At 72.3% G+C, this 22634-nt stretch carries 19 protein-coding genes and 1 other RNA gene; 10 read left to right on the forward strand and 10 right to left on the reverse strand.

All coding sequences use genetic code 11. From position 1 onward, the window contains the following. Positions 1 to 113 precede the first annotated feature (113 nt). Complete coding sequence (locus WAB15_RS12895; RefSeq protein WP_407286299.1) at positions 114 to 4823, reverse strand: FtsK/SpoIIIE domain-containing protein; 4710 nt, start codon at positions 4821 to 4823, stop codon at positions 114 to 116. Between the two features lie 253 nt (positions 4824 to 5076). Between WAB15_RS12895 and WAB15_RS12900 the strand changes: the two genes are divergently transcribed. Continuing rightward, the gene (locus WAB15_RS12900; protein WP_399149869.1) at positions 5077 to 5364 is read left to right on the forward strand and encodes a WXG100 family type VII secretion target; all 288 of its coding nucleotides are present in this window, start codon (positions 5077 to 5079) and stop codon (positions 5362 to 5364) included. A 387-nt stretch (positions 5365 to 5751) separates the two neighbouring features. Here the strand turns inward: WAB15_RS12900 and rnpB are convergent. After that, positions 5752 to 6168: RNase P RNA component class A (rnpB, locus tag WAB15_RS12905), an RNA gene on the reverse strand. A 122-nt stretch (positions 6169 to 6290) separates the two neighbouring features. Between rnpB and WAB15_RS12910 the strand changes: the two genes are divergently transcribed. Continuing rightward, the gene (locus tag WAB15_RS12910) at positions 6291 to 7097 is read left to right on the forward strand and encodes a MerR family transcriptional regulator (protein WP_407286300.1); all 807 of its coding nucleotides are present in this window, start codon (positions 6291 to 6293) and stop codon (positions 7095 to 7097) included. Beyond that, a complete protein-coding gene (locus WAB15_RS12915; RefSeq protein WP_407286301.1) occupies positions 7094 to 7783 on the forward strand; it encodes a hypothetical protein in 690 nt (229 codons plus the stop codon). Before WAB15_RS12910 ends, WAB15_RS12915 begins: the two co-directional genes overlap by 4 nt. A gap of 50 nt (positions 7784 to 7833) precedes the next feature. Here the strand turns inward: WAB15_RS12915 and WAB15_RS12920 are convergent, their stop codons facing one another. Beyond that, positions 7834 to 9318, reverse strand: a complete 1485-nt coding sequence (locus tag WAB15_RS12920; RefSeq protein WP_399149866.1) for an RNB domain-containing ribonuclease — start codon at positions 9316 to 9318, stop codon at positions 7834 to 7836. A 301-nt stretch (positions 9319 to 9619) separates the two neighbouring features. On the opposite strand from WAB15_RS12920, the gene yaaA reads away from it, so the two are divergent. Both yaaA and eda read left to right on the forward strand, forming a co-directional pair. Further along, the gene (gene yaaA / locus WAB15_RS12925; protein WP_399149943.1) at positions 9620 to 10417 is read left to right on the forward strand and encodes a peroxide stress protein YaaA; all 798 of its coding nucleotides are present in this window, start codon (positions 9620 to 9622) and stop codon (positions 10415 to 10417) included. A 110-nt stretch (positions 10418 to 10527) separates the two neighbouring features. Then, positions 10528 to 11184, forward strand: coding sequence for a bifunctional 4-hydroxy-2-oxoglutarate aldolase/2-dehydro-3-deoxy-phosphogluconate aldolase (eda, locus tag WAB15_RS12930; RefSeq protein WP_399149865.1), 657 nt, complete (start codon positions 10528 to 10530; stop codon positions 11182 to 11184). Between the two features lie 122 nt (positions 11185 to 11306). On the opposite strand, the gene WAB15_RS12935 is transcribed toward eda, so the two are convergent. From WAB15_RS12935 to WAB15_RS12950, 4 genes are all read right to left on the reverse strand, one after another. Then, a complete protein-coding gene (locus WAB15_RS12935; protein ID WP_399149864.1) occupies positions 11307 to 12497 on the reverse strand; it encodes a bifunctional RNase H/acid phosphatase in 1191 nt (396 codons plus the stop codon). Between the two features lie 3 nt (positions 12498 to 12500). Further along, complete coding sequence (locus WAB15_RS12940; RefSeq protein WP_407289212.1) at positions 12501 to 13244, reverse strand: zinc ribbon domain-containing protein; 744 nt, start codon at positions 13242 to 13244, stop codon at positions 12501 to 12503. Beyond that, on the reverse strand, positions 13241 to 14116 hold the full coding sequence (locus tag WAB15_RS12945) for a Nif3-like dinuclear metal center hexameric protein (protein WP_407286302.1): 876 nt from the start codon (positions 14114 to 14116) through the stop codon (positions 13241 to 13243). The genes WAB15_RS12940 and WAB15_RS12945 overlap by 4 nt, the downstream gene beginning before the upstream one ends. A gap of 95 nt (positions 14117 to 14211) precedes the next feature. Next, positions 14212 to 15240, reverse strand: coding sequence for an ABC transporter substrate-binding protein (locus tag WAB15_RS12950; RefSeq protein ID WP_407286303.1), 1029 nt, complete (start codon positions 15238 to 15240; stop codon positions 14212 to 14214). Between the two features lie 203 nt (positions 15241 to 15443). Here WAB15_RS12950 and WAB15_RS12955 point away from each other — a divergent pair, with 203 nt between their 5' ends. Then, complete coding sequence (locus WAB15_RS12955) at positions 15444 to 16793, forward strand: hypothetical protein (protein ID WP_407286304.1); 1350 nt, start codon at positions 15444 to 15446, stop codon at positions 16791 to 16793. Between the two features lie 161 nt (positions 16794 to 16954). After that, a complete protein-coding gene (locus WAB15_RS12960) occupies positions 16955 to 17107 on the forward strand; it encodes a hypothetical protein (RefSeq protein WP_399149860.1) in 153 nt (50 codons plus the stop codon). Positions 17108 to 17424: 317 nt separating this feature from the next. On the opposite strand, the gene WAB15_RS12965 is transcribed toward WAB15_RS12960, so the two are convergent. From WAB15_RS12965 to WAB15_RS12975, 3 genes are all read right to left on the reverse strand, one after another. Further along, positions 17425 to 18366: a 3-oxoacyl-ACP reductase gene (locus tag WAB15_RS12965; RefSeq protein ID WP_407286305.1), complete on the reverse strand. Its 942-nt coding sequence runs from the start codon at positions 18364 to 18366 to the stop codon at positions 17425 to 17427. A 119-nt stretch (positions 18367 to 18485) separates the two neighbouring features. Then, complete coding sequence (locus tag WAB15_RS12970; RefSeq protein WP_399149858.1) at positions 18486 to 19562, reverse strand: Zn-dependent alcohol dehydrogenase; 1077 nt, start codon at positions 19560 to 19562, stop codon at positions 18486 to 18488. 45 nt (positions 19563 to 19607) lie between these two features. Next, positions 19608 to 20483 carry a MaoC/PaaZ C-terminal domain-containing protein gene (locus WAB15_RS12975; protein WP_407286306.1) on the reverse strand — a complete coding sequence of 292 codons (876 nt, stop codon included), beginning with the start codon at positions 20481 to 20483 and terminating at the stop codon, positions 19608 to 19610. On the opposite strand from WAB15_RS12975, the gene WAB15_RS12980 reads away from it, so the two are divergent. The 3 genes from WAB15_RS12980 (at position 20464) to WAB15_RS12990 (ending at position 22540) form a co-directional block, all read left to right on the forward strand. Further along, on the forward strand, positions 20464 to 20604 hold the full coding sequence (locus WAB15_RS12980) for a hypothetical protein (protein WP_399149856.1): 141 nt from the start codon (positions 20464 to 20466) through the stop codon (positions 20602 to 20604). The two genes, WAB15_RS12975 and WAB15_RS12980, sit on opposite strands and share 20 nt — an antisense overlap. A gap of 242 nt (positions 20605 to 20846) precedes the next feature. Further along, positions 20847 to 21812 (forward strand): ABC transporter ATP-binding protein, encoded by a 966-nt coding sequence (locus WAB15_RS12985; protein WP_407289213.1) that lies wholly within the window; start codon positions 20847 to 20849, stop codon positions 21810 to 21812. After that, positions 21812 to 22540 carry an ABC transporter permease gene (locus WAB15_RS12990; RefSeq protein WP_407286307.1) on the forward strand — a complete coding sequence of 243 codons (729 nt, stop codon included), beginning with the start codon at positions 21812 to 21814 and terminating at the stop codon, positions 22538 to 22540. The genes WAB15_RS12985 and WAB15_RS12990 overlap by 1 nt, the downstream gene beginning before the upstream one ends. Positions 22541 to 22634 lie beyond the last annotated feature (94 nt).

The following is a 22634-nucleotide window of genomic DNA, read 5'->3' on the forward strand; positions in this document are numbered from 1 at the left end:
AAACTCGCAGGTCGCTCAATGCGCTCGACCTCCCCCTTGGTTGATCCTGTATGAGACCCCTGTCGGCCCGCGCACCTGCGGTTCGACAGGCGGTAAAGCTCGATCGAGCGTCCTCAGCCCGCCGGCACGGCCACCGTGAACGCCTCCCCGCTCCCCAGGTGCAGCAGGCCCTTGCCCGGGGTCACCGGACCGCCCACCGCGCTCCGGCTCAGGCGTACGCCGATCAGTTCGCCGCTCGACGAGTCCTGCGGGGACAGCAACAGGCCGCGCTTGGACTTCTTCAGGTCGACCTGCCAGCCGCTGAAGCCCGAGCAGACGTCGTCCTCGTCGCCGGCGATGACGATGCCGATGCCGCGGTCGGCGCCGGTCGCTATCAGCCTCTTGAACTCGTCCTCCGCATCGCAGTCCTCAAGGAGCTCGCCGTCGTCGATCAGGACCACGATCGGACGCTCCAAAGACGCCGTGGCCACGGCCTCCTTCAGCTCGTCCTCCTCGACGTCGCTGCCGGTGAAAACCGCCAACACACCCTTATGGCCCTTCAGTTGGCGCAACGGAGAGGTTCGCGGGGCAGCGATGACCAGGCGGGCGCCGCGGCGGCCCACATACGTGGCCGCCAGGTTCATCAGCACGGTCGAGCGACCCGACTTCGCCGGGCCCGCGATCACGAAGCCCGGCAAGCCCTGTGCCAGGTCCGGACCGAAGGCCGTCAGGTCGTCACCGCCGACGCCCACCAGGCCCCACAGCCGTGAGGCGGACGTCGCCGGGTCGGCGTACTGCCAAGCCTGGTTGAAGGAGAGGCGGCTGGGCAGCGAGTCCACCCGGAACGGCCGCAGGGCCCGCGGCACTGCGGCGTCCCGGTGGGCCGCCCCCTCTCCGATGGCCACGATCGCCGCGTTCTGGCCCTGCCCGGTGGCATCCTCGCTCAGCAGCGCGAACTGGATCTCCGTACCCGTCTCGTTACGGAACGCGCGGCCGGGCGCGATCTCCTCGGGCACCTTGCGGCTGTTGAGGCCGAGCATCGAGAAGTCGGTACGGTCCGAAAGGCGCAGGGCGAGCTTGTCCTCCGTCAACGAGGAGATCCGGCCGGTGAGGAGCTGCCGGTCGCCCGTGATCACCAGGTGGATGCCGACGCTCGCGCCCTCGCGCATCAGGGTCAGCAACTCGTCCGTCAGCTCGCCGTGTTCCAGCTCGCCCAGGGACGAGACCCAGCCCTCCCAGCGGTCGAGCAGCAGCACGATGTGCGGCAGCCGCTGGTCCTGCGACGCCCCGGCGCGCTGCTCGCCGATGTCCGCGAAGCCGTACTGCGCGAGCAGCTCCTGCCGCCTGCTCGCCTCCGCCGAGAGCCGGCGGACCAGGCGGGTGGCCCGCTCGTTCTGGTTGCGGCCCACCACCGCGCCGCAGTGCGGCAGCTTGGTCAGCGCGTTCAGTGCGCCGTTGCCGCAGTCGATGCCGTACAGGTGAACGTCGGCGCAGGTCAGAGTGCGGGCCAGGGAGCCCGCGATCGTCCGCAGCACCTGGGAGCGGCCACTGCGCGGCGCCCCCGCGACGAGCAGGTGGCCGAAGGTGGCGAAGTCGATCGCGGCCGCGCGGCGGGACTGGCTCGCCGGCAGGTCCTCGATGCCGTACGGCGCCGGGGGCAGCGCGCCCTGGCCCTGTACGGACGGCAGGTCTTCCGGCAGCACGGTCTCCCCGAGGGCCGGCAGCCACGGGCTGTGCTGCCGCGGGATCTGCAGGTGGGCGTTGGCCTCCCGGACGGCGTCGACCAGGACCTTCAGGTCGGTGATCTCCTCTTCCTCGCTCTTGGCGGCCGCGGGCTTCGCCAGCGCCTGGCGGCCCAGGCCGGCCCAGTCCAGCTCCCCGGTCCACGGGGCGAGGGCCATCGGGTCCACGGTGCCGGGGCGGCGGCCGCCGACGCGGCCGGACTGGAAGGGGATGAGAGAGGCCGCGCCGGTGCGCACGTAGGCGCGGCCCGGGTTGTTCTTGGAGATGTTGCCGGCCTCGGGCGAGTCGATGACGTCCGTCGACTCGCCGCCGTCGGTGACCCGCAGGGCGATCCGAAGGTTGGTGTTGGCCCGGATCTCCGGCGAGACCACGCCGGACGGCCGCTGGGTGGCCAGCATCAGGTGGATGCCGAGGGAGCGGCCGCGCTGTGCGATGTTGACCAGGCCGGTGACGAAGTCCGGCATGTCGCGGACCATGGACGCGAACTCGTCGATGACCAGGAGCAGTCGGGGCAGCGGCGCCACACCCGGATGACGACGCACCAGGTCCTGATAGTCCTCGATGTCCTTCGCACCGACCTGGGCCAGGATGTGCTCGCGGCGGTGCAGCTCGGCGCCGAGCGACTCAAGGGCGCGCTCGACGAGGTGGGCGTCGAGGTCGGTGACCATGCCGACGGTGTGCGGCAGGTGGACGCAGTCCTTGAACGCGCTGCCGCCCTTGTAGTCGACGAGCACGAAGGTCATGTTCTCCGGTGTGTTCGCCACCGCGAGCGCGGCGACGATCGTCTGCAGCAGCTCGGACTTGCCGGAACCCGTCGTACCCGCGATGAGGCCGTGCGGCCCGTCCTTGCGGATGTCGATGCCGAAGGGACCGTCGTACGACTCGCCGACCATCGCCAGCGTGGACTGCCCGCCGGTCTGCCAGCGGCCGACCACCGCGCCGGCCGTCGGCGGCTCCATCCCGATGACGTCGAGGAGCCGGCTGGCGTCCGGCAGGGCGCTGTCCGTCGCCTCGCCGCTGATGTCGCGCAGCGGGGCGAGGGCCCGGGCCACCCGGGCGCACCAGTCCGGCGAGACGAAGTCGGGCCGTATGCCAAGGACCTTGGCCGTGCCCTCCTGCTGCACGCGCAGCCGCAGCACGGAGGGGTCGAACCGCTCCCCAGCGGTCGGCGTCGCGCGCGCGGGGTCGCCGCTCTGGTTGTGGAAGGCGAGCATCACGGCGGCGGTGTTGGTCATCTCCGGCGAGGCGGCCGCGGACGACTTGTTCCGCTTCTTCCTGCGGCGCGACGTGCCGGCCTCGGCCTCCTTCATGCGCCGCTCCTCCTCGGCGGCCCGCCGCAGCACCTCCATGGCGTCGGTCGCGCCGCCACCGGCCTGCTTCTCGTGCGCGGCGTGCCGGGAATTGCGCGGCTCCGCGATCACGATGCCCTTGCACTCGCCCGGCAGGAAGCGCTCCTCCCCGTCCAGGCAGATCGCGTACATCGATACCGCCGGGCCTTCCTGGAGCAGCCGTACGACGCCGGGCATCGAGCGCAGTCGGCGTGTGCCGTCCCAGACGACGACGATGTCGGGGTCGGCGAAGCCCGCCTGACCGCGGTTCTCCTGGGCCGCCTTCTGCCGGGCCTCGAGGATCTGGGTGAGTTCACCGATACGGGCGCCGACGGTCTCGGCGTCGTTCCCGATGAGGACGTTGGCGTCCTGCGCCCTCGGACGGGCATGCGGCAGCCAGCGGACCCAGTCCCAACTGCCTTGCGCGTGCGCCTCGGTGAGCACGTAGAACTGCACGTCCAGCGGACTGTGCAGGGCGGCCGCCTGCGTCACCGTCCATCGCGCCAGGCTGCGCGCGCTGTCGTCGGGGCCCGCGAAGCCGATCACGCCGAGCCGGCCCAGGTGCAGAGCCACGGGGGTGTCGGCGATGTCCCAGGTGACCTGGCGGCGGTGGTCGTCCTGCTCGGGGTCGTCGAGGACGACGGCGGAGGGCAGCCGACCGGTGCCCACCCGCAGCAGCAGGTGGTCGGCGTCGCTGCGGCGGCGTTCCCACAGACGAGTACGGGGGCCGGTGGCGTTGGCCCAGATGGTGCCGGGGTCCGGGTGGTCGAGGTTGCGGTCGCCGCGCTCCAGTACCAGCGCCTCCTGCGCGTCGCGCTCGATCCGGGCCTTGTGCTCCTCGTACTCCTGGACCTGCTTGGCGTGGGACTTGCGGCCGTGCTTCTTGTCCCAGAAGTAGTTGCCGAGCATGATCAGCGGGCTGAAGAGCGCGATCGCCAGGTACGTCGTACGCCCCATCGCGAACGCCATGGTGACGGCCATGACGAGCGGGGACAGCGCCATCAGCCAGGGCAGCGGGCGGGCCTCGAACTCCTTCGGGGGCGCCGGCAGACGGAACTTGGTGACGCGTTCCGGCGGGCGCAGCCGCGGCGGGCGGTTGTAGTCGAGCCCGGAGCCGTCGTCGGACCACTTCAGGGCCGCGTCCGGGGGCGTGTAAGGGGCCACGTCGAGCAGGGTGTTGCCGATGGTGAGCTGGGAGCCGACGCGCAGCTGCTGCCCTTCGAGCGGCTTGCCATCGACCCGCACCTCGAACTTGGGCCCCTCGCTCTCGGGCGCCGCGCCGGGCTGGCCGCCTTGCTGCCCGGCCGGCTGCAGACCGGCGTGCACGGTCAGGCGGAGGTCGTCCGGGGCGACCACGTAGAGCGTCAGCGCGCGCTGGGGCAACTCCGGGTCATCGACGATCAGTTGGCAGCCCTGGCCGGAGCCTATGTCGTACCGGCCGATGCCGAACCGGTGCACGGCACCGGCGTCGGGCCCGCCGGCCACCCGGATCTCGATGACACCGGACTGCTCGCCGGGCAACGAGCCGGAGGGGTCGTCCAGGCTCACCACCACGCCGTCGCGCAGCGGAGAGGTGGTGACGGTGTGGTGGGGGTCCACTTGGTAGTTGTCGACGTAGAGCACGGGGCCGGATTGTCCGGGCGCGACCCCGCCCCGCATCCGGACCGCCAACTCCCGGGCGACGGCGTCAATTCGGGCCTCGGGGTCGGCGTCGAGGACGAGGTCTTTGCTGGCGTTCGTATAGGGGTCAACGACAGTCAGCTTCAAACGCACACTTAACTCCTCCTCGAAATGCCTCTCTACGAGATCGAGAATATCCTCCCGGCAACTCGGCCGTGCACCCGCGATATGTCCCAACAACGTCCCGATTTAGGAGAGTTAAAACGGACACCATGCCTGCGCTTATGCGCCTGTGCGGGTTAGCGACTAAGGTGCCCAACGGCGTGCGCCCAACTCGGGTGCGCGCCATGCGTATATGCCGGGAGGGGGAACCTCGCGGTCGTCAAACGGAGGGAAGGGGAGCGTCATGGCCAAGGACCTTGATGTCACATATGAGGACATGCGGGCCGCCGCGAAGAAGATGAACCGCGAGAAGGAGCGCATCGAGGAGAAGCTTCACGACCTGAAGTCCTACATCGACGGCCTGCTGGAGAGCGGCTTCGTCACCCGGTCGGCCTCGAAGAAGTTCGGCCACGACTTCGACGAGTTCAAGCAGGGCATGTCGAAGACCAACGAGGGTCTCGACGGCCTGGCCCAGTACCTGGAGAAGGCGGCGGACTCCTTCGAGAACCTCGACCAGGAGCTCGGCAAGTAAGTCGGCGACTGCCGCGGCTGAGCCTGCCTGCGCACGCAGCGCCGGGGGGTGAGGGCGGTGTCGGCCCGCAGTGACCGACACCACCCTCACCCCTTTTCTGCTTTCTGCGGCATGGCGCCAGGCGTAATGAGCGACCGGGCCACCATCTCGAGACCTCGCCCACTATTTCTCTACTTCCGTTACATCTCTTACGGCGTGGTCACAAAATATTCACAGGCACCCACCATCGGCGGGCGCCTGCCCTTTTAACGGCAGTCACCCTTGTCCTGGCGATGTGGCGCCGGAATTTCGTGATTCTTTCCCTCATGAGCCCGAGCACGGTCATGTGGAATTACGCCATGGACAAGAGGCACGGCGCTACGGCGCATACGGCCGGAGGGGGAAAGGCGGACGAGTCGGCCTGTACGCCGGGTTCTGTCGCCCCCGGTCCTTGCGGGCCGGGGGGAGACGGCCATCCATCTAGGGCTGCCGTTGCCGGCAGCCTCGTGCGGTCTACCCGCGGACTCGGGCGGGCAGCCCTCGGTCGTCCGCGCAGGGGCATCAGCGATGCCCCCTCTTGACCTTGCTCCGGGTGGGGTTTACCTAGCCCTCCGAGTCACCTCGGAGGCTGGTGGTCTCTTACACCACCGTTTCACCCTTACCCGCGCCTTGCGGCCCGGGCGGTTTTCTTTCTGTGGCACTGTCCCGCGGGTCACCCCGGGTGGGCGTTACCCACCACCCTGCCCTGTGGAGCCCGGACGTTCCTCGGGAGGATCCGCGCATCCGAAGATGTCAGGACCCCCACGCGGCCGTCCGGCCGGCTCGTCCGCCGTGCCGACCATGGTACCCACAGGTCGAGGGGTCGCGAGCCGCCCCTCACCCGCCGGCCGCCGGCCCTCCCGATCCGCCCTTGACCTTGTCGCAGCGGCAACGTTTCTACTGGACGCATGAGAATCGGTGAGCTCGCAGGTCTGATCGGCGTCAGCACGCGCGCCGTGCGCCACTACCACCACCTCGGACTGCTGGCCGAGCCCGAACGCCGGGCCAACGGCTACCGGGAGTACGGGTTGCGGGACGCCGTCGAGCTCGCCCGGCTGCGCCGGCTGACGGAGCTGGGGCTCGGGCTGGACGAGGTACGGGATGTGCTCGCCGACGACTCCGGGCGCGAACTGGACGAGGTGCTGGCCGAGCTGGACGCGGATCTGGCCCGCCAGGAGGAGCAGATCCGCGAGCGGCGGGCCCGGTTGGCCGCCCTGCGGCGGCAGGCGGAGCAGTTCGGGGGGCTGCCGGCGGAGGGGCCCGTATCGGACGAACTGGCGGCCGTCTTCGGGGAGATGGCCCGTACCTCGGCAGCACGCCCCGGTCCGGAGCCCGCGATGGCGGCGAAGGAGCGTGAGGTGCTGGCGCTGATGGAGTCGATGGGGGAAGGGAAGGAGGGCAGCCGGGTGGTGGAACTGCTGGAGCAGGCCACGTCGGCGCCGGGGGCGATGGAGCGGACGTACGAGGTGTACGGGCTGCTGGACGCGCTGGCACAGGCCGCGCCGGACGACCCGCGGGTGGCGCGGGCCGCGCAGGCGCTCGCCGACTGCATTCCGGACTCGATGTTCGCCGAGGTCGGCGGGGAGAACTGGGAGCGGGCGGCCGGCGAGGGGACGGACGACGGCTTCATAGCGGCGTACTACGCGCACTTCGCGCCCGCGCAGGCCGAGGCCGTACGGCAGGCGATCCGGCTGGTGGCGGAGCGTGCCCGGTGAGCCGGGGCGGCGCGCTGCGCGCACTGGCCGCCTACGAGGGCCGCTGGCTGATGAGCCTGGGGTGGTGGGTGGCGCGGCGAAGGATCGGGGTGGCACCCGGCGACCGGGCGATGCCCTATGCGGGTGCGCAGGCGGCGCTCGTGTACGGGCTGACGTTCGTGTGTGTGGTGGAGACCGTCGGGCTGCACGTGATGCTCGGCGGTGTGCCGGTGGCACGTGAGGTGATATTGGTCCTCGACGTCTACACGGTGCTGATGATGCTGGGGTTCCAGGCGGCGGCGGTCACCCGGCCGCATGTCCTGGGCGACGGTGAGCTGCGGCTGCGCGAGGGGGCGCGGCGGGAGCTGCGGATACCGCTGGAGCGGATCGCCTCCGTGCGCTATGACCTGCGGTTCGGCAAGGAGGGTGGGACCGGGGTCGTGGCGCTTGCGGTCGGCGGGCAGACGTCGGTCACAGTGGAACTGGCCGAACCGGTCGAGACCGCGACGCTGCTGGGGCGGCGGGAGACGGTGCGGACGGTGCGGTTCCATGCCGATGACGCACGGGGCGCGGTCGCGGCCGTACGAGCGGAGGTGGCGGCGGCGGTGGCGATGGCGGAAGTGGCGGCGCTCGGCGAGCGCCCGGGGGCGCCGGGTACAGCCGATGCCCCTGAAGAGGCCCCCAAGACCACGACGACCCCGGCCTGACGCGGCGAAGGCCCGACTCAGGCGCCGGAAGGCCCCGGAGCGAGCCGCTGTCACGCAGGAGTGAAGCGGACCGGTTCGCGGCCCGGTTCGGCCTCGGCGAGGCGGACCCGGATGTGGTGGCCCAGGGGCAGCTCGGGGCCGTTCGAGGCGGCGTCGACCGGGCCGATGACGGCCGGGTCGTAGAGGTGGACGGTGCCCTGGGTGGGGTCCTTCTCCTGGATCTCGACGACCAGCGCCTCGAAGGTCTCACCGACCCGGTCGCGCAGCAGCGCCGCCTCGACGAGGTCGACACAGGCCCGCTCGACCCGGTTGGCGTGCTGGATGCCGGACTCCATTTCGCCCGGCAGCGCCGGCAGCGCGCCGCGCACCCAGTCGGCCGGTTCCTCGCCGGCCGAGGCGGCCAGGCAGAGCTCGGAGGTGTAGCGGTCGACCAGCCGCCGCAGCGGCGCGGTGGCGTGCGCGTAGGGGGCGGCGACGGCGGCGTGCTGCACCTCGGAGGCCGTGGGCGGGGTGCCGTCGAAGACGGTGTAGCCGGCGCCGCGCAGCAGGGCGGTGCACTCCTGGAGGAACGCGGCGTGGGTGGCGCGGCGCGGGTCGAGGGTGCGGATCAGCGCCGCGTACGAGGTGTGGTGCGGCCAGTCGATGCCCAGGGCGCGGGCGGTGAGGCGGAGCCGGGCGACCGAGCCGTCCGGGGCCTTGGGCAGGGTGCGCAGCACGCCGATCCCGGAGGCGAGCATCAGCTCGGCCGCGGCCATGCCGGTGAGCAGGGAGATCTGCGCGTTCCAGGCGTAGACCGGCAGCGGGGCGCGGTATTCGAGGGTGTAGTGGCCGTCACGCTCGACGATCTCCTGCTCGGGGACGTGCAGGGAGATCGCGCCCCGGGCGACCTCCAGCTCCTCGCGCAGCAGGCCGATCTCGCGGAGCAGGGCGAGCGGCTCCTCGGCCGTCTTGTCGTCGAGGACCCGCTGGACGCCCGCGTAGTCCAGCTTGGCCCGGGAGCGGACCAGGGCGCGGCGCACCGAGGTGGCGGTCAGCGCGCCCTGTGCGTCGAGGTCGAGCTGCCACAGCACGGCCGGGCGGTCCTGGTCGGGCAACAGGCTGGCGGCGCCCTCGCTCAGCGCGTAGGGGTGCAGCGGAACCCGCTCGTCGGGGAAGTACAGGGTCGTCACGCGGTGGTGGGCCTCGGCGTCCAGGGCGCCGCCCGGGGTCACGAAGGAGGCCACATCGGCGATGGCGTAGTGGACGCGGAAGCCGCCGCCGCTGCGCCGGGACAGGAACACCGCCTGGTCGAGGTCGAGGGAGCCGGGCGGGTCGATGGTGAAGAGGGGGAGGTCGGTCGCGTCCTCCAGGGTGTGCTCGGTCGCCACCGCGCCGTCGGCGGCCGGGATCCGCGGGGCACGGGCGGCGCTCTCCGCCTCGGCCTGCGCCGTGGGCGGGAAGTGGTCCGGGATCTCCAGCTTTCCGCGCAGCTCACGCAGCGCGGCACGCAGCGGGGCCTCCGCTGCGTCGGTCACATGCATATGGCGACGGGGCATGAAACCGAGCGTATGGCCGCCGGGCGCCGTTGGCGCGGTGTACACGGGCTGAGCAGCGCCTCCAAGCGCCGTTGGCGCGGTGTACACGGGCTGAGCAGCGCCTCCAAGCGCCGTTGGCGCGGTGTACACGGGCTGAGCAGCGCCTCCAGGCGCCGTTGGCGCGATGTACACGGGCTGAGCAGCGCCTCCGCGGGCGGGAGGGGGCGGCGTCGGCCGCGGGTGGGTTCCGCCTCCGCCCGCCGCAGGCCATACGCTTTCCCGGGGCCGCACCCCCACCCGTACCGCCGTGAAGGAGAACACCGTGCTCGTGCTGTTGCCGCCGTCCGAAGGGAAGGCCACGCCCGGAGCCGGGGCGCCGCTGGACATCGGTGCGCTGTCGCTGCCGGGCCTGACCGGAGCGCGCCGGGCGGTGTTCGAGGAGCTGGTCGAGCTGTGCGCGGCGGACGAGGGCAAGGCCCAGGAGGTGCTCGGGCTGAGCGACGGCCTCCGGAGCGAGATCGCCAAGAACGCGGAGCTGCGGACCGCGGGGACGCGCCCGGCCGGGGAGATCTACACCGGTGTGCTCTACGACGCGCTGGGGGCCGGGTCCCTGGACGCGCGGGCGCGCAAGCTGGCCGAGCGCTCACTGCTGGTGTTCTCGGGGCTGTGGGGCGCCGTGCGCCTCGGTGACCGGATTCCGTCGTACCGCTGCTCGATGGGGGTCAAGCTGCCGGGGCTGGGCGCGCTGGGCGCGTACTGGCGGGCGCCGATGGCGGAGGTGATGCCGCAGGCGGCCGGGGACGGGCTGGTGCTGGACCTGCGGTCGGCGGCGTACGCCACGGCGTGGAAGCCCAAGGGCGAGGTGGCCGGGCGGACCGCGACGGTGCGGGTGCTCCAGTCGAAGATCGTGGCCGGTGTGGAGAAGCGGTCGGTGGTCAGCCACTTCAACAAGGCGACCAAGGGGCGGCTGGTGCGGGACCTGCTGTCCGCGGGGCTGGAGCCGGCGGATCCGGCGGAGCTGGTGGAGGCGCTGCGCGGGCTGGGTTACGTCGTGGAGGCGAAGGCGCCGGCGAAGCGCGGCGCGGCGTGGGCCATTGATGTGATCGTGACGGAGCTGTAGGAGCTGTGGGACCCGTGGCGGGGCGGCCGGGCGTCTGAGGAGCGGAACGAACCCACGACTGTTGCAACATGTGCAACAGTCGTTGCGGAGAGTGGCTCCAGGGGCGCAGTATGGGCGACGTGACCAGCGCCTCCTCCCCCGTGCCCACCGCCCCCTCGGTCCTCGGGCTCGCCCCCGTCATCCCGGTCGTCGTGCTGGAGGACGCGGCCGACGCCGTTCCGCTCGCCCGGGCACTGGTCTCCGGCGGGCTGCCCGCCATCGAGGTGACCCTGCGGACGCCCGCCGCGCTGGACGCCATCCGGGCCATCGCCCGCGAGGTGCCCCAGGCCGTGGTCGGCGCCGGCACGCTGCTGACCCCCGAGCACGTAGCCGCGGCAGGTGCGGTCGGCGCGCAGTTCCTGGTCAGCCCCGGCTGGTCGCCGCGGCTGCTGCACGCCATGCGGGACTCGGGCATCCCGTTCCTGCCCGGCGTCTCGACCGCGTCGGAAGTGGTGACGCTGCTGGAGGAGGGCGTCACCGAGCTGAAGTTCTTCCCGGCCGAGGCGGCCGGCGGCACGGCCTATCTGAAGTCGCTGGCCGCACCGCTCCCGCGGGCCCGCTTCTGCCCGACCGGCGGGATCGGCCTGGCGTCGGCTCCGTCGTATCTGGCGCTGCCCAACGTCGGCTGTGTGGGCGGCACATGGATGCTGCCGGCCGACGCGCTGGCCGCCAAGGACTGGGACCGGGTGCGCCGGCTCGCCCTGGAGGCGGCGGCGCTGGCGGTCTGACGGCCGCTGCGCCGATGACGCGAACGGGCCCGGCGCATCGGATGGCCGATGCGCCGGGCCCGTCTGCCGGTGTCCGTGGGGACCGCTCGCGCACGGGACGCGCCGGTCACCGCACGCCCCGCCTACCGCAGGTGCGAGGTGTCGTTCAGCAGCCGCAACGAGGCGTTGCCGTCCGCGAAGTAGGCGACCGCGGAGAGCGAGGCCGCGGAGAGCTCCATACGGAACAGCGACTCCGGCGGGGCGCCCAACGCCAGCCGGACCAGCGTCTTGATCGGCGTGACATGCGTGACCAGCAGCACCGTCTTACCGGCGTAGCGGGCGAGCAGCTTGTCGCGGGCGACGGCGACCCGGCGGGCGACCGTCGCGAAGGACTCGCCGCCTCCCGTGGGCGCCGCCTTGGACGAGCCGAGCCAGGCGTCGAGGTCGTCGGGGAAGCGCTCGCGCACCTCGCCGAAGGTCAGCCCCTCCCAGGCACCGAAGTCGGTCTCGCGCAGGCCCTCTTCGATGCGGACCTCCTGGCCGAGCCGGTCCGCGACCGCCTGCGCGGTCTCCCGGCAGCGCCGCAGCGGGGAGCTGACGACGGCCTGGACCGTGCCGCGTGCGGCGAGCGCGGCGGCGGCCGCCTCGGCCTGGCGACGGCCGGCGGCGGAGAGCTCGGGGTCGGTTCCTCCGCTGCCGGAGAACCGCTTCTGCGGCGTGAGTGCCGTCTCGCCGTGCCGCAGCAGCACGAAGGTCGCCGGTACGCCGAGGTCGGGGGCGCCCCAACCGGCCGGCGGGGCGGCGGCCTCCACCTCGTCCGCGGCCTCGGCCGCCTCGTCGGCGGCCCGGGCCGCGGCACTGCGGGCCGGCGCTGTGGTGGTGGCGAGCGCCGCCCTGGAGTCCCGGGGCTCCCACTGCTTGCCGTTCTTGCCGGCGTCCATCGCCTCGTTGGCGAGCCGGTCGGCGTGCTTGTTCTGCGCGCGCGGGATCCATTCGTACGCGACCTGGCCGGCCGGGAAGACCGCCCTGGCCTCGGCGGCCAGCGGCTTCATGTCCGGGTGCTTGATCTGCCAGCGCCCGGACATCTGCTCGACGACCAGCTTGGAGTCCATCCGCACCTGGATGCGCGCCTGCGGATCCAGCGCGTGCGCCGCCCGGAGGCCGGCCACCAGGCCTTTGTACTCGGCGACGTTGTTGGTCGCGGTGCCGATGAACTCGGCGGCCTCGGCGAGCGCCTCGCCCGTCTCCGGGTCGAGGACGACCGCGCCGTAGCCGGCCGGCCCCGGGTTGCCCCGGGACCCGCCGTCCGCCTCGACGATCAGCGTGCGCGCCACGGCCTACAGGCCCGAGTCGGGCGTACGGACCAGGATGCGGCTGCAGTTCTCGCACCGTACGACGGTGTCGGCGGGGGCCGTGCGCACGTCGTTCAGCTCGGTGATGTTCAGCTCCAGGCGGCAGCCCTCGCAGCGGCGCTGGAAGAGGCGGGCCGCGCCGACGCCGCCCTCCTTGGTGCGGATGCGGTCGTAGAGCTTGAGGAGGTCGGCCGGGATGTCGGCGACGGTCAGCTCGCGCTCCTTGGTGACGGTGCCGGCCTCGGCGTCGATCTCGCCGGTCGCGGCGTCACGGCGGGCGACGGCGTCGTCGACCTTGCCCTGGATGGCCGCCACCCGGTCGGTCAGCTCGCCGACCCGCTCCTGGGCGGCCTCGCGGCGCTCCATGACCTCCAGGACGACGTCCTCCAGGTCGCTCTGACGCTTCGCCAGGGAGGCGATCTCGTGCTGGAGGCTTTCGAGGTCCTTGGGGGAGGTGACGGCTCCGGAATCCAGCCGCTTCTGGTCGCGGGCGGCGCGCTGGCGCACCTGGTCCACGTCCTGCTCGGCCTTGGTCTGCTCGCGGCTGGTGTCGCTCTCCTCGGTCTGCGCGGCGACGAGCAGGTCGCGCTGCTGGGTGAGGTCGGCCTCCAGGGTCTGCAGCTCGGCCAGCTCGGGGAGGTTCTTGCGCCGGTGCGCGAGCTGGGTGAGCCGGACGTCCAGGTTCTGGACGTCCAGGAGGCGGATCTGGTCGGCGGGCGCGGCGTTCAGCGTGGGGCTCCTGTGGTGTGCGTCGGGGTGAAGAGAGGGGCGGACGCCGCGTGGGCGGTCCAGGGGTCGGTGACCGTACAGGAGACATGCGTGCGCAGTCCCCAGTCGTGCCGGTCGGAGACCGCGTCGAGCTGGGCCGCGGCCTGCTCGCACCACGGCCATTCGGTGGCCCAGTGGGCGGCGTCGAGCAGCGCCAGCGGGCCGTTTCGGGTGTGCTGGGTGGCCTCGGAGGCCGGGTGGTGGCGCAGGTCGGCGGTGAGGAAGGCATCCACACCGGCCGCCCGCACGTCCTCGAAGAGGCTGTCGCCGGAGCCGCCGGAGACCGCGACGGTGCGGATCTCCCGCTCCGGGTCGCCGGCCGCCCGGATGCCCTGCGCGGTCGACGGCAGCCGGGCCGCGGCGTACGAGGCGAACTCGGCCAGCGTCATCGGATGCGCCAGCTCGCAGATCCGGCCCAGGCCGCGCCGGCCCGCCGGGTCGCTCGCATCCGGCACCAGCGGGCCGAGGATGCGCAGATCCAGGGCGCCCGCCAGGGCGTCGGAGACACCAGGGTCGGCGGTGTCGGCATTGGTGTGCGCGACGTGCAGGGCGATGTCGTGCTTGATGAGGGTGTGCACGACCTTGCCCTTGAAGGTCGAGGCCGCGACCGTCGTCGTGCCGCGCAGATAGAGCGGGTGGTGGGTGACGAGGAGGTCGGCGCCGAGCTTCACCGCCTCGTCGGCGACTTCCTGGACCGGGTCGACGGCGAACAGCACACGGCGGACCTCGGCGTCGGGATCTCCGCAGACCGTGCCGACGGCGTCCCACCCTTCGGCCCGCTCGGGGGGCCAGAGGGCGTCGAGCGCGGTGAGGACTTCAGACAGTACGGGCACGGAGGGAAGGTTACCCCCCGCCTGTGACAGGGGGTGGGGCCAACGGCGCGACGGGGGACGCGGTGACGGGCCCGAGGCGGTCTCCCGGCCGGCGGCTACCGGAACAGGAAGCCCCGCAGATCGTCCAGGACGCGGTCGGCCGCCGTGACGCCCAGGCCCAGATACCAGGTCTCGTCCTGGACGTTCTTGGCGTGACCGTCCTTGACCGCCTTGAGGTTCTTCCACAGCGGGTTGTGCTCCGCGCTCTCCCGCTTGGTGGCCTTGGGGTCGCCATAGACACCGGTGAAGATCCAGTCCGCGTCGGCCTGGTCGATGTTCTCCGGGCTGACCTCGGTGGCGAGGTCGTCGATCCGCTGGTTCTCGGGCCGCGGCAGGCCGACGTCCTTCAGGATCGTGCCGATGAACGACTGCTTGGCGTAGAGCCGGGTGAACTGCGGCATGTAGCGCAGCATGGTGACGGTCGGCTTCTTGGGGCCGATGTCCGCGCCGAGCTTGCGGGCCTTGGTCTCGTACGCGGCCAGCTCGGCCTCGGCCTCGGCGGTCTTGTCCAGGGCCGCGGCGTTCAGCAGGTAGTTCTGCTTCCAGGTGAAGCCGGGGCGGATCGAGAACACGGTCGGGGCGATCTTGCTGAGCTGCCGGTACTGCTTCTCGGCGCGCAGCTTGCTGCCCAGGATCAGGTCGGGCTTGAGCTTGTCGACCACCTCCAGGTTGAGACCGTTGACGGTGCCGATGCTCTTGGGGTGGCCGGCGGCCTTCTTGAGGTAGTCGGGGATGCCCTCGTCGCCCTCGGTCGGGGCGTAGCCGACCGGCCTGACGCCCAGCGAGACGACGTTGTCGAGTTCGCCGACGTCCAGGACGACCACTCTCTTGGGCGCGGCCCTGAGTCGCGCGCTGCCCATCGCGTGCTCGATGGTGCGCGGGAAGCGCCCCGGTGCAGCGTCGGTGCCCATCTTCGCGGTCTCCTCGGCGGCCTTGGCGAAGTCCTTGCCACCCTGGGCGACGGCCTTCGATCCCGCCCCGTCGCCGCCCTTTCCGCCCGCGCCGGAGGAACCGCAGGCCGCGAGCGACAGGGCGCCGGCGGCGGCGAGGGCTATCGCGGCGCTGCCGCGGCGGCGAAGGGACATCACGTACTCCAAGGGAAGGGCCGGACAAGGCCGGGTTAGGCAGACCTAACTTAATGCACGGTTGAAACCGCAAGCACAACCACCCCATCCGGCACCGGCGAACCGGACAACTGCCACCCTTATGCGTGAAGTACCGCAACTCGCAATGATCGTCCGCAAGTGCGAAAACTAGCTTCGGTTGCCGACTGGAGGTGACCGAAGCGATGACGATCTGTGCCACCGAGGACGCCACCGCCCTGGACAGCCCGCACCGCGCCGCCCTGACGATCGCCGCCGACGGCTCGTACGCCGCCCGGCTCGCCCGTCACGACGATGCCGCGGGGAGCTGGTTCCCGGAGCGCTGGACGCTGAGCGGGCCCGAGCCGTACGCCGTACCGCTGCCGGGCAGCCAGCCCGAGGAGCCGGACAGCGAACTGCTGCCCCTCACGGACGGCCGGGTGCTGATCCTGCGCCGGGTCGCCGACCGCTTCGCGCTCTGTCTGCTCTACCCGACGGGCCCGGGGACCGGTGAGCTTCTGCTGGGCACCGTGGAAGCGCCCGAACTGACCCTGCTACCACCCGCCCCCGACGGGACCCTCGGCTACGCCCTGGCCCCCGGGGCGGACCGCACCGGGCTGTGGCTGGTGCACGGCGGCGGGGGCGGACCCGAGCGGATCGCCGAGATCCCGGGCCGCTGTACGGGCGGCGCCTGGCTGGACCGATCCGGCCGGCTCCTCGCCCTGGACCGGGAGTTGGCCGGCCGGACCAAGACGGTGCTGGTCGACCTGGGGCGGGGCGGCGAGACCGGCCCGCTCCTGCAGATCACCGAGCACAGCAACGACCGCCTGCTGCTCGCCGACCCGGACAGCGGACTGCTGCTCGTACGGTCGGACGCCCCCGGGTACGACCGGCTGGGCTGGGGCGTACTGGGCAGCAGCCTGCCGGTGCGCTTCCCGGAGTGCCTGCGGCCCGCCGGCTTTGCCTCCGCGGGCCACGAACCGAGCCAAGGCGGAGCGGAGCGGACCATGGCGGTGACCCCGTTCGCCGTCCAGCCGGGGCAGATGCTGGCGCCGGAGAGCTGTGCGGTGGCGTTCCGGATGGACGCGGCGAGCGGTACGTGGCTGGGGATCTGGCGCCCATTGGGGCGGCGGCTGCGCCAACTCCCCGCACCGGAGGGATGGCTGGCGGGGACCGGGCTGTGGACGGCGGGCGGCGAACTGCTGCTGCCGTACGCGACGGACGCGGAGCCGTGCGGGGTGGCGCGGATGGCCATACCGCTGGAGCCGGTGGGGGGCGGGGAGCCGGTGAGGCGCGGGGGCCTGATGCAGGCGCTGAGGGCGGTGGGTCCCATGGGACCCGCGGAACAGGAGGGGGCGGTGCGGCCGGAGCGCTCCCCTTCCGGGGCAAGCGCCGGGAACCGCGCGGGGATTGTCCCGGATGCAGCGGAAACCGACAACCACTCCACAAGATCCCCACATCCGCAGCTCGTCGACGGGGAACCGCACCACTCGCCCGCGCATCCTCGAATGTGCAGGCCAGTGCCCCTGCAACAGGCACCTCTCACGGCACGGTAGACCCGGTGCAGCGTGATTTCCCGCCCCGTTAGAATTCCGGGCCGGGGCTACGCAGCCGGTTGACCGGCCACCGACAGTTCCGCTCGGGGTCAGCCTCGGCGACCGTCGGGCGAGGTCCCGACGCGTAAAGCCGTAAGCGATCTGACGGAGTGACTCTCTTCATGTCCGAAGCCCGAACCGACACGACCCAGGCGCGCCCCCGGGAGGCATCCGCCCAGGCCGCCGAGGCCGCAAGCTCCGGCAGGCACCGTGGCCCGGCCGCCACGGAGGAGTCCGGCTCCACCCCACATGGCCGGCACCGCCGGGACAACTAGGGGGTGTCCGATGGGTCAGGGTCGGATAGGCCGCGGCGTCTGGTGCGGTGCATCGCAAGGCGCCGGAGCGTCTTGATAGCGGAGCTATCGGGACGTTTCGGCAACGCTGCGAGGTGCCGTGCCAGACGCCGCGGACCCGGCCATGACCCATCGGACACGCCCTAGCCGCAGGACGCACAGGTCCACGTCGGCGGATCCCGACCGCCGGCCGCGCGACAACGGCCGTGGCCGCCGCACCACCTTCCCGGCGGGCGGCGGCCGCGGCCGTTTGGGCGGGTCGTCCGCCCGGCCGACCATCTGGTCCGCCGGTCCGCCCGTCAGTCGTGCTTGAGGCCCAGCACCTCCGCCGCCGCGAACGTCTCGTTCGGCGGGCGCTGCGCGTAGTACGGCGTCAGCAGCCCGTCCAGCTCCTCGAAGCTGAAGACCTCCTTGGCGGTGTCGAACTTGGCGGCGATCCGCGGGCGTTCGGCGATCGCGACCATGCCGCCGTGCACGACCAGCAGCTGACCGTTGACCCCGGCCGCGGCCGGCGCGGCCAGATAGCCGACGAGCGGAGCGACATGCTCGGGGGCGAGTGCGTCGAGCCCGCCGTCCTCCGGCTCCTCGAAGCCGGCGAAGACGTCCTCGGTCATACGGGTGCGGGCACGCGGGCAGATCGCGTTGGCCGTCACGCCGTACTTGGCCAGCGCCAGCGCCGTGGAGGTCGTCAGGCCGACGATGCCCCCCTTGGCCGCGGCGTAGTTGGGCTGGCCCGCCGAGCCGGCGAGGAACGCCTCCGAGGAGGTGTTGATGATCCGGCCGTGCAGCGGGGCGCCGGCGGCCTTGGAGCGTTCGCGCCAGTGGACCGCGGCGAAGTGGGTGGTGTTGAAGTGGCCCTTGAGGTGGACGCGGATGACCGCGTCCCATTCGTCCTCGGTCATCGAGAACACCATCCGGTCGCGGAGGATGCCCGCGTTGTTGACCAGGATGTCGAGCCGGCCGAAGGTGGCGACCGCCAACCCCACGAGCGCGCCGGCTTGTTCGTGGTCGGCGACGTCGCCGAGGTGGGCGACCGCCTGGCCGCCCGCCGCCCGGATCTCGGCGGCGACGTCCTCGGCGGGCGCCGCGGAGGCCTCGCCCGAGCCGTCGCGGCCCGGCTGCCCGTAGTCGTTGACCACGACGCGGGCGCCGAGCCGGGCGAGTTCGAGGGCCTCGGCGCGGCCCAGGCCGCGGCCGGCGCCGGTGACGATCGCGGTCAGGCCCTCAAGTGGCTGTGCCATCGCTCTTCCTGTCCTCTCGATCGGTTCTCCGGGCATCCCCTGCCGGGTGCCCAAGTCGCCGGTCGGCCCACGCGCGCCTGGCTGGTCCACGGGCGCGCGGCAGGCCTACGGGCGCGCGGTCAGATCTCTATGCAGGTGCGCAGTGCGGCCCCGGAACGCATCTGGTCGAGCGCGTCGTTGATCTCGGCGAGCTGGACGCGGTGGGTGATCAGGCCGGCCAGATCGATCCGGCCGGCCCGCCACAGGGCGATGGCCCGCTCGTAGGAGCGCAGTACGTCCGCGCCGCCGTACAGGGACGGCAGGATCCGCTTCTCGTCGAAGAACAGCTCGAACATGTTGACCTGGAAGGTGTCGTCCATGGCGCCCGCGCCGACCACGCACAGGGTGCCGCCGCGCCGGGTCGTCTCGTAGGCGGTGCGGGCGGTGGCGGACTTGCCGACCACCTCGAAGACGTAGTCGAAGCCCTCGCCCGCGGTGATCCGGGCCTTGGCGTCGGCGAGTTCCTCGGGGGCGACGGCCTCGGTGGCGCCGAAGCGCAGCGCGGCCTCACGGCGGGCCGGCACCGGGTCGACGGCGATGATCTGGGAGGCGCCGCAGGCCCGCGCGCCCTGGATGGTGGAGATGCCGACGCCGCCGCACCCGATGACCGCCACCGAGGAGGCGGCCTCCACCTTGGCCGTGTTGAGGGCCGCGCCGAGCCCGGTGGTGACACCGCAGCCGATCAGCGCGGCGATCTCGTACGGGACGTCGTCCGGGATCGGGACCGCGCAGTTGGCGGGTACCACGACCTCTTCGGCGAAGGTGCCGGTGCCGGCGAAGCCGAACACGTCTCCACCGGGGCGCTTGAAGTTGGGCGTACCGGCGTTCAGGAATCCGGCCAGGCACAGGTGGGTCTGGCCGCGCTTGCAGGACGGACAGCCGCCGCAGGCGGGCAGCCAGCACATCAGGACCCGGTCCCCCTGGCCGAGGCCGGTGACGCCGTCGCCGACGTCGAGGATCTCCCCGGCTCCCTCGTGCCCGGGAACGAAGGGGGCGGGCTGCGGCAGCACCCCACTCATGGCCGAGAGGTCGGAGTGGCACAGCCCGGTCGCCCGGATGCGGACCCTGACCTTCCCGGGACCGAACCCCACCGCCTCGACGTCGTCGAGCACCTCCAGCTTGTCCTGACCCGTCTCGTGTTGTACGGCTGCGCGCATGTCACGTCCTCTCAAGCGTCGGGTAGGGGGCTCGGGGAGACACCTCTAGCTGTGCTCCACCACGGTGTCCGCCAGAACCGCCGCGTCGTCCCGTTCGGGCGCCGTGACCGACGCCTGGATCCGGCCGGGCTCCCGCCACGCCCGGATGTGGAGCGTCTCGCCCGGAAACACCACTCCGGCGAAGCGGGTGGCGTACGAGCGCACCCTGGCCACGTCCCCGTCGAGCAGCGTGTCGACGACCGCCTTGAGCGCGACCCCGTAGGTGCACAGCCCGTGCAGGATCGGCCGGTCGAAGCCGGCGAGCTTGGCGAACTCCGGGTCCGCGTGCAGCGGATTCCAGTCCCCGGAGAGGCGGTAGAGCAGCGCCTGGTCCTCGCGGATATGCCGTTCGGTGCTCAGATCCGGGGCGCGCTCGGGAAGTTCGAGGCGTGCGGAGGCTCCTCGTTCGCCCCCGAAGTCGCCTTCCCCCCGGACGAAGATCTGCGTGTCGCAGGTCCACAGCGGCCCCTCCTCGTCGGCGACCTCCGAGCGCAGCACGATCACGGCGGCCTTGCCCTTGTCGTAGACGGCCGGGACGGAGGAGGTCTGCCGGGCGCGGCCGCGCACCGGGAGGGGGCGGTGCACGGTGACGGACTGCCCGCCGTGCAGGACGGCCGCGAGGTCGACGTCGATGCCGGGCGCGGAGAGGCCGCCGGCCACCGCCATCCCGCCGCCCGCCACGGTGGCGAAGCTGGGCAGGACGTGCAGTGCGCTCTCCAGGGTGTAGCGCAGCTCGTCCGGGTCGGTGGCGGGGTGCGGCTTCTGTGGTGTGGCCGCGCCGGCGCCGATGCCGAGGTGGTAGAGCTGGACGTCCTTGTGGTCCCAGGCGAGTTCGGTGGTCCGCGGCTCGGCGGAGGTGGCCTTGGCGACGTCGATGGGCATGGGGCTGCTGCTCCTTCACCACGGTGTGAAGACCCCGGCCCGGCCGTCCGCACCGTCGACCGTGCCGGGGTCGTATCTGGTCGGCGCGGCCGCGCTCCGACTGCGCACGGGACACATCTAGAACGCGTTCTAGCCGATGGCGTCATGTATAGCCGATCCTCCCGGCACCCGGAAGACCCCTGACGCTCAGTCAGATCGATGTCCGGGCAGCATCCCGCCGACGGACCATGACATTTGTCAGTACGCATCACACACATTCGCATCTGCCGCGGCCCGGCGACTCTCCGTAATGTCGAAGGCAGGAAGCAGGACGGGAAACACCACGGGGAGCGAGCCGTGAACCGACCGGAGGGGCGGGCCATGATGGCGGAAACAGCGCAGGCGACAGGGGGGTTGCGCACGGCGCGCAGGGCCGACGGCGGCTCGGCCGTCGCCTTCTGCGGAGTGACTCGGAGCTATGGCGCGGTCCGCGCCGTGGACGGACTCGACCTGGAGATCACCGCGGGCGAGACCGTGGCGCTGCTCGGGCGCAACGGCGCCGGCAAGTCCACGACCATCAACATGCTGCTGGGCCTGCTGCCGCCGAGCTCGGGCACGGTGGCGCTGTTCGGCGGCGCGCCGGAGACCGCCGTACGGGCGGGCAAGGTCGGCGCGATGCTCCAGGACGGCAAGGCCATCCCGCGGGTCACGGTCCGCGAACTGATCGCCTTCGTCGCCGCCACCTACCCCGCTCCGCTGGACGTCGCCGAGGCCCTGGACCTCGCGGGCCTGGAGGAGTTCGCCGGGCGGCGGGTGGACCGGCTGTCCGGCGGGCAGGCCCAGCGGGTCCGCTTCGCGATGGCGCTGGCCGGCAACCCCGAGCTGCTGGTGCTCGACGAGCCGACCGCGGCGCTGGACGTCGAGGCGCGCCGGGCCTTCTGGCGCTCCATGCGGGCCTACGCCCGCCGCGGCAACACCATCGTGTTCTCCACCCACTATCTGGAGGAGGCGGACGACAACGCCGACCGGATCGTGGTGATCGACGGCGGCAAGGTGGTCGCCGACGGCAGCGGTGAGGAGATCCGGCGGCGGGCCGGCGGGTCGCTGGTCTCCTTCGACCTCGCGGGTGCGGCGACCGAACCGCTGCCCGGACTGCCCGGGGTCAGTGCCGTGGAGATACGGGGCGACCGCGCGCTGCTGCGCACGACGGACTCCGACGCCACGGTCGTGGCGCTGGCCGGACACGGTCTCGTCCGCGGCCTGCAGGTCGCCCCCGCCAGCCTGGAGGACGCCTTCCTCACCCTCACCTCCGCCGAAGCCGGCGCCCCGTCCCTGAAGGAGAACGCGTGATGTTCGACTACATCCGTCTCGAAGTCCGCCGCACACTGCGCGACAAGGGCTTTGTGATCTTCGGCATCGGGATGCCGGTGCTGATGTATCTGCTGATGACCAACATCGGGGCGGGCCCCGGCGGCGCGTCCGCGGAGTGGAAGACCGCCTCGATGGTCGGGATGGCCGCGTACGGCGCGCTGGGCGCGGCCATCGGCACGGGCACCGGTGTCGCCGAGGACAAGCAGCTGGGCTGGCTCCGGCAGCTGCGGATCACCCCGCTGAGTCCGCTGCGCGTGGTGGTGAGCCGGGGGCTGACCGGCTCGGTGACGGTGCTGCCCGCCATCGCCGCCGTACTGCTGGTGGGCGCGCTGGTCAACGGCGTCCGGATGCCCGCCTGGCAGTGGGCGGCGCTCGCCGGGCTGCTGTGGGTGGGCACCGCCCCCTTCACCCTCCTCGGGCTCGGCAACGGCTACCGCCTCTCCGCGCAGTCCACCGGCGTGGTCAACACGGGCTGCATGCTGCTGCTCTCGATCATCGGCGGTCTGTGGTTCCCTGCCGAGCTGTTCCCCGGCTGGCTGCGCTCGCTCTCCTCCTGGACGCCCGGCAACCGCTTCTCCGAACTGGGCCAGAGCGTCACCCAGGGCGGCGCTCCGAGCCTCGCCGCGGTGGCGATACTGGCCGCCTGGCTGGCACTCTTCGGCGGTTACGCGGTGTACGCATACCGTCGGGCCGCGCGAACGGTGTGATCGACGACGGCGGACCTGGGAAACGACAGTGCAGCAGACACAGCAGCAGAACACGGACGGGCCGCGCGCCGGCGAGGCGAACGACACGGACGGC

The organism is Streptomyces sirii, assembly GCF_045690365.1.
Lineage (GTDB): Bacteria > Actinomycetota > Actinomycetes > Streptomycetales > Streptomycetaceae > Streptomyces > Streptomyces sirii.

Coding starts and splice junctions, on each gene's coding strand:
- WAB15_RS12900 (WP_399149869.1), top strand. CDS start 5,077: ATGGCCAAGGACCTTGATGTCACATATGAGGACATGCGGGCCGCCGCG.
- WAB15_RS12910 (WP_407286300.1), top strand. CDS start 6,291: ATGAGAATCGGTGAGCTCGCAGGTCTGATCGGCGTCAGCACGCGCGCC.
- WAB15_RS12920 (WP_399149866.1), bottom strand. CDS start 9,318: ATGCCCCGTCGCCATATGCATGTGACCGACGCAGCGGAGGCCCCGCTG.
- eda (WP_399149865.1), top strand. CDS start 10,528: ATGGGCGACGTGACCAGCGCCTCCTCCCCCGTGCCCACCGCCCCCTCG.
- WAB15_RS12950 (WP_407286303.1), bottom strand. CDS start 15,240: ATGTCCCTTCGCCGCCGCGGCAGCGCCGCGATAGCCCTCGCCGCCGCC.
- WAB15_RS12955 (WP_407286304.1), top strand. CDS start 15,444: ATGACGATCTGTGCCACCGAGGACGCCACCGCCCTGGACAGCCCGCAC.
- WAB15_RS12960 (WP_399149860.1), top strand. CDS start 16,955: ATGTCCGAAGCCCGAACCGACACGACCCAGGCGCGCCCCCGGGAGGCA.
- WAB15_RS12965 (WP_407286305.1), bottom strand. CDS start 18,366: ATGGCACAGCCACTTGAGGGCCTGACCGCGATCGTCACCGGCGCCGGC.
- WAB15_RS12970 (WP_399149858.1), bottom strand. CDS start 19,562: ATGCGCGCAGCCGTACAACACGAGACGGGTCAGGACAAGCTGGAGGTG.
- WAB15_RS12975 (WP_407286306.1), bottom strand. CDS start 20,483: ATGCCCATCGACGTCGCCAAGGCCACCTCCGCCGAGCCGCGGACCACC.
- WAB15_RS12985 (WP_407289213.1), top strand. CDS start 20,847: ATGGCGGAAACAGCGCAGGCGACAGGGGGGTTGCGCACGGCGCGCAGG.
- WAB15_RS12990 (WP_407286307.1), top strand. CDS start 21,812: ATGTTCGACTACATCCGTCTCGAAGTCCGCCGCACACTGCGCGACAAG.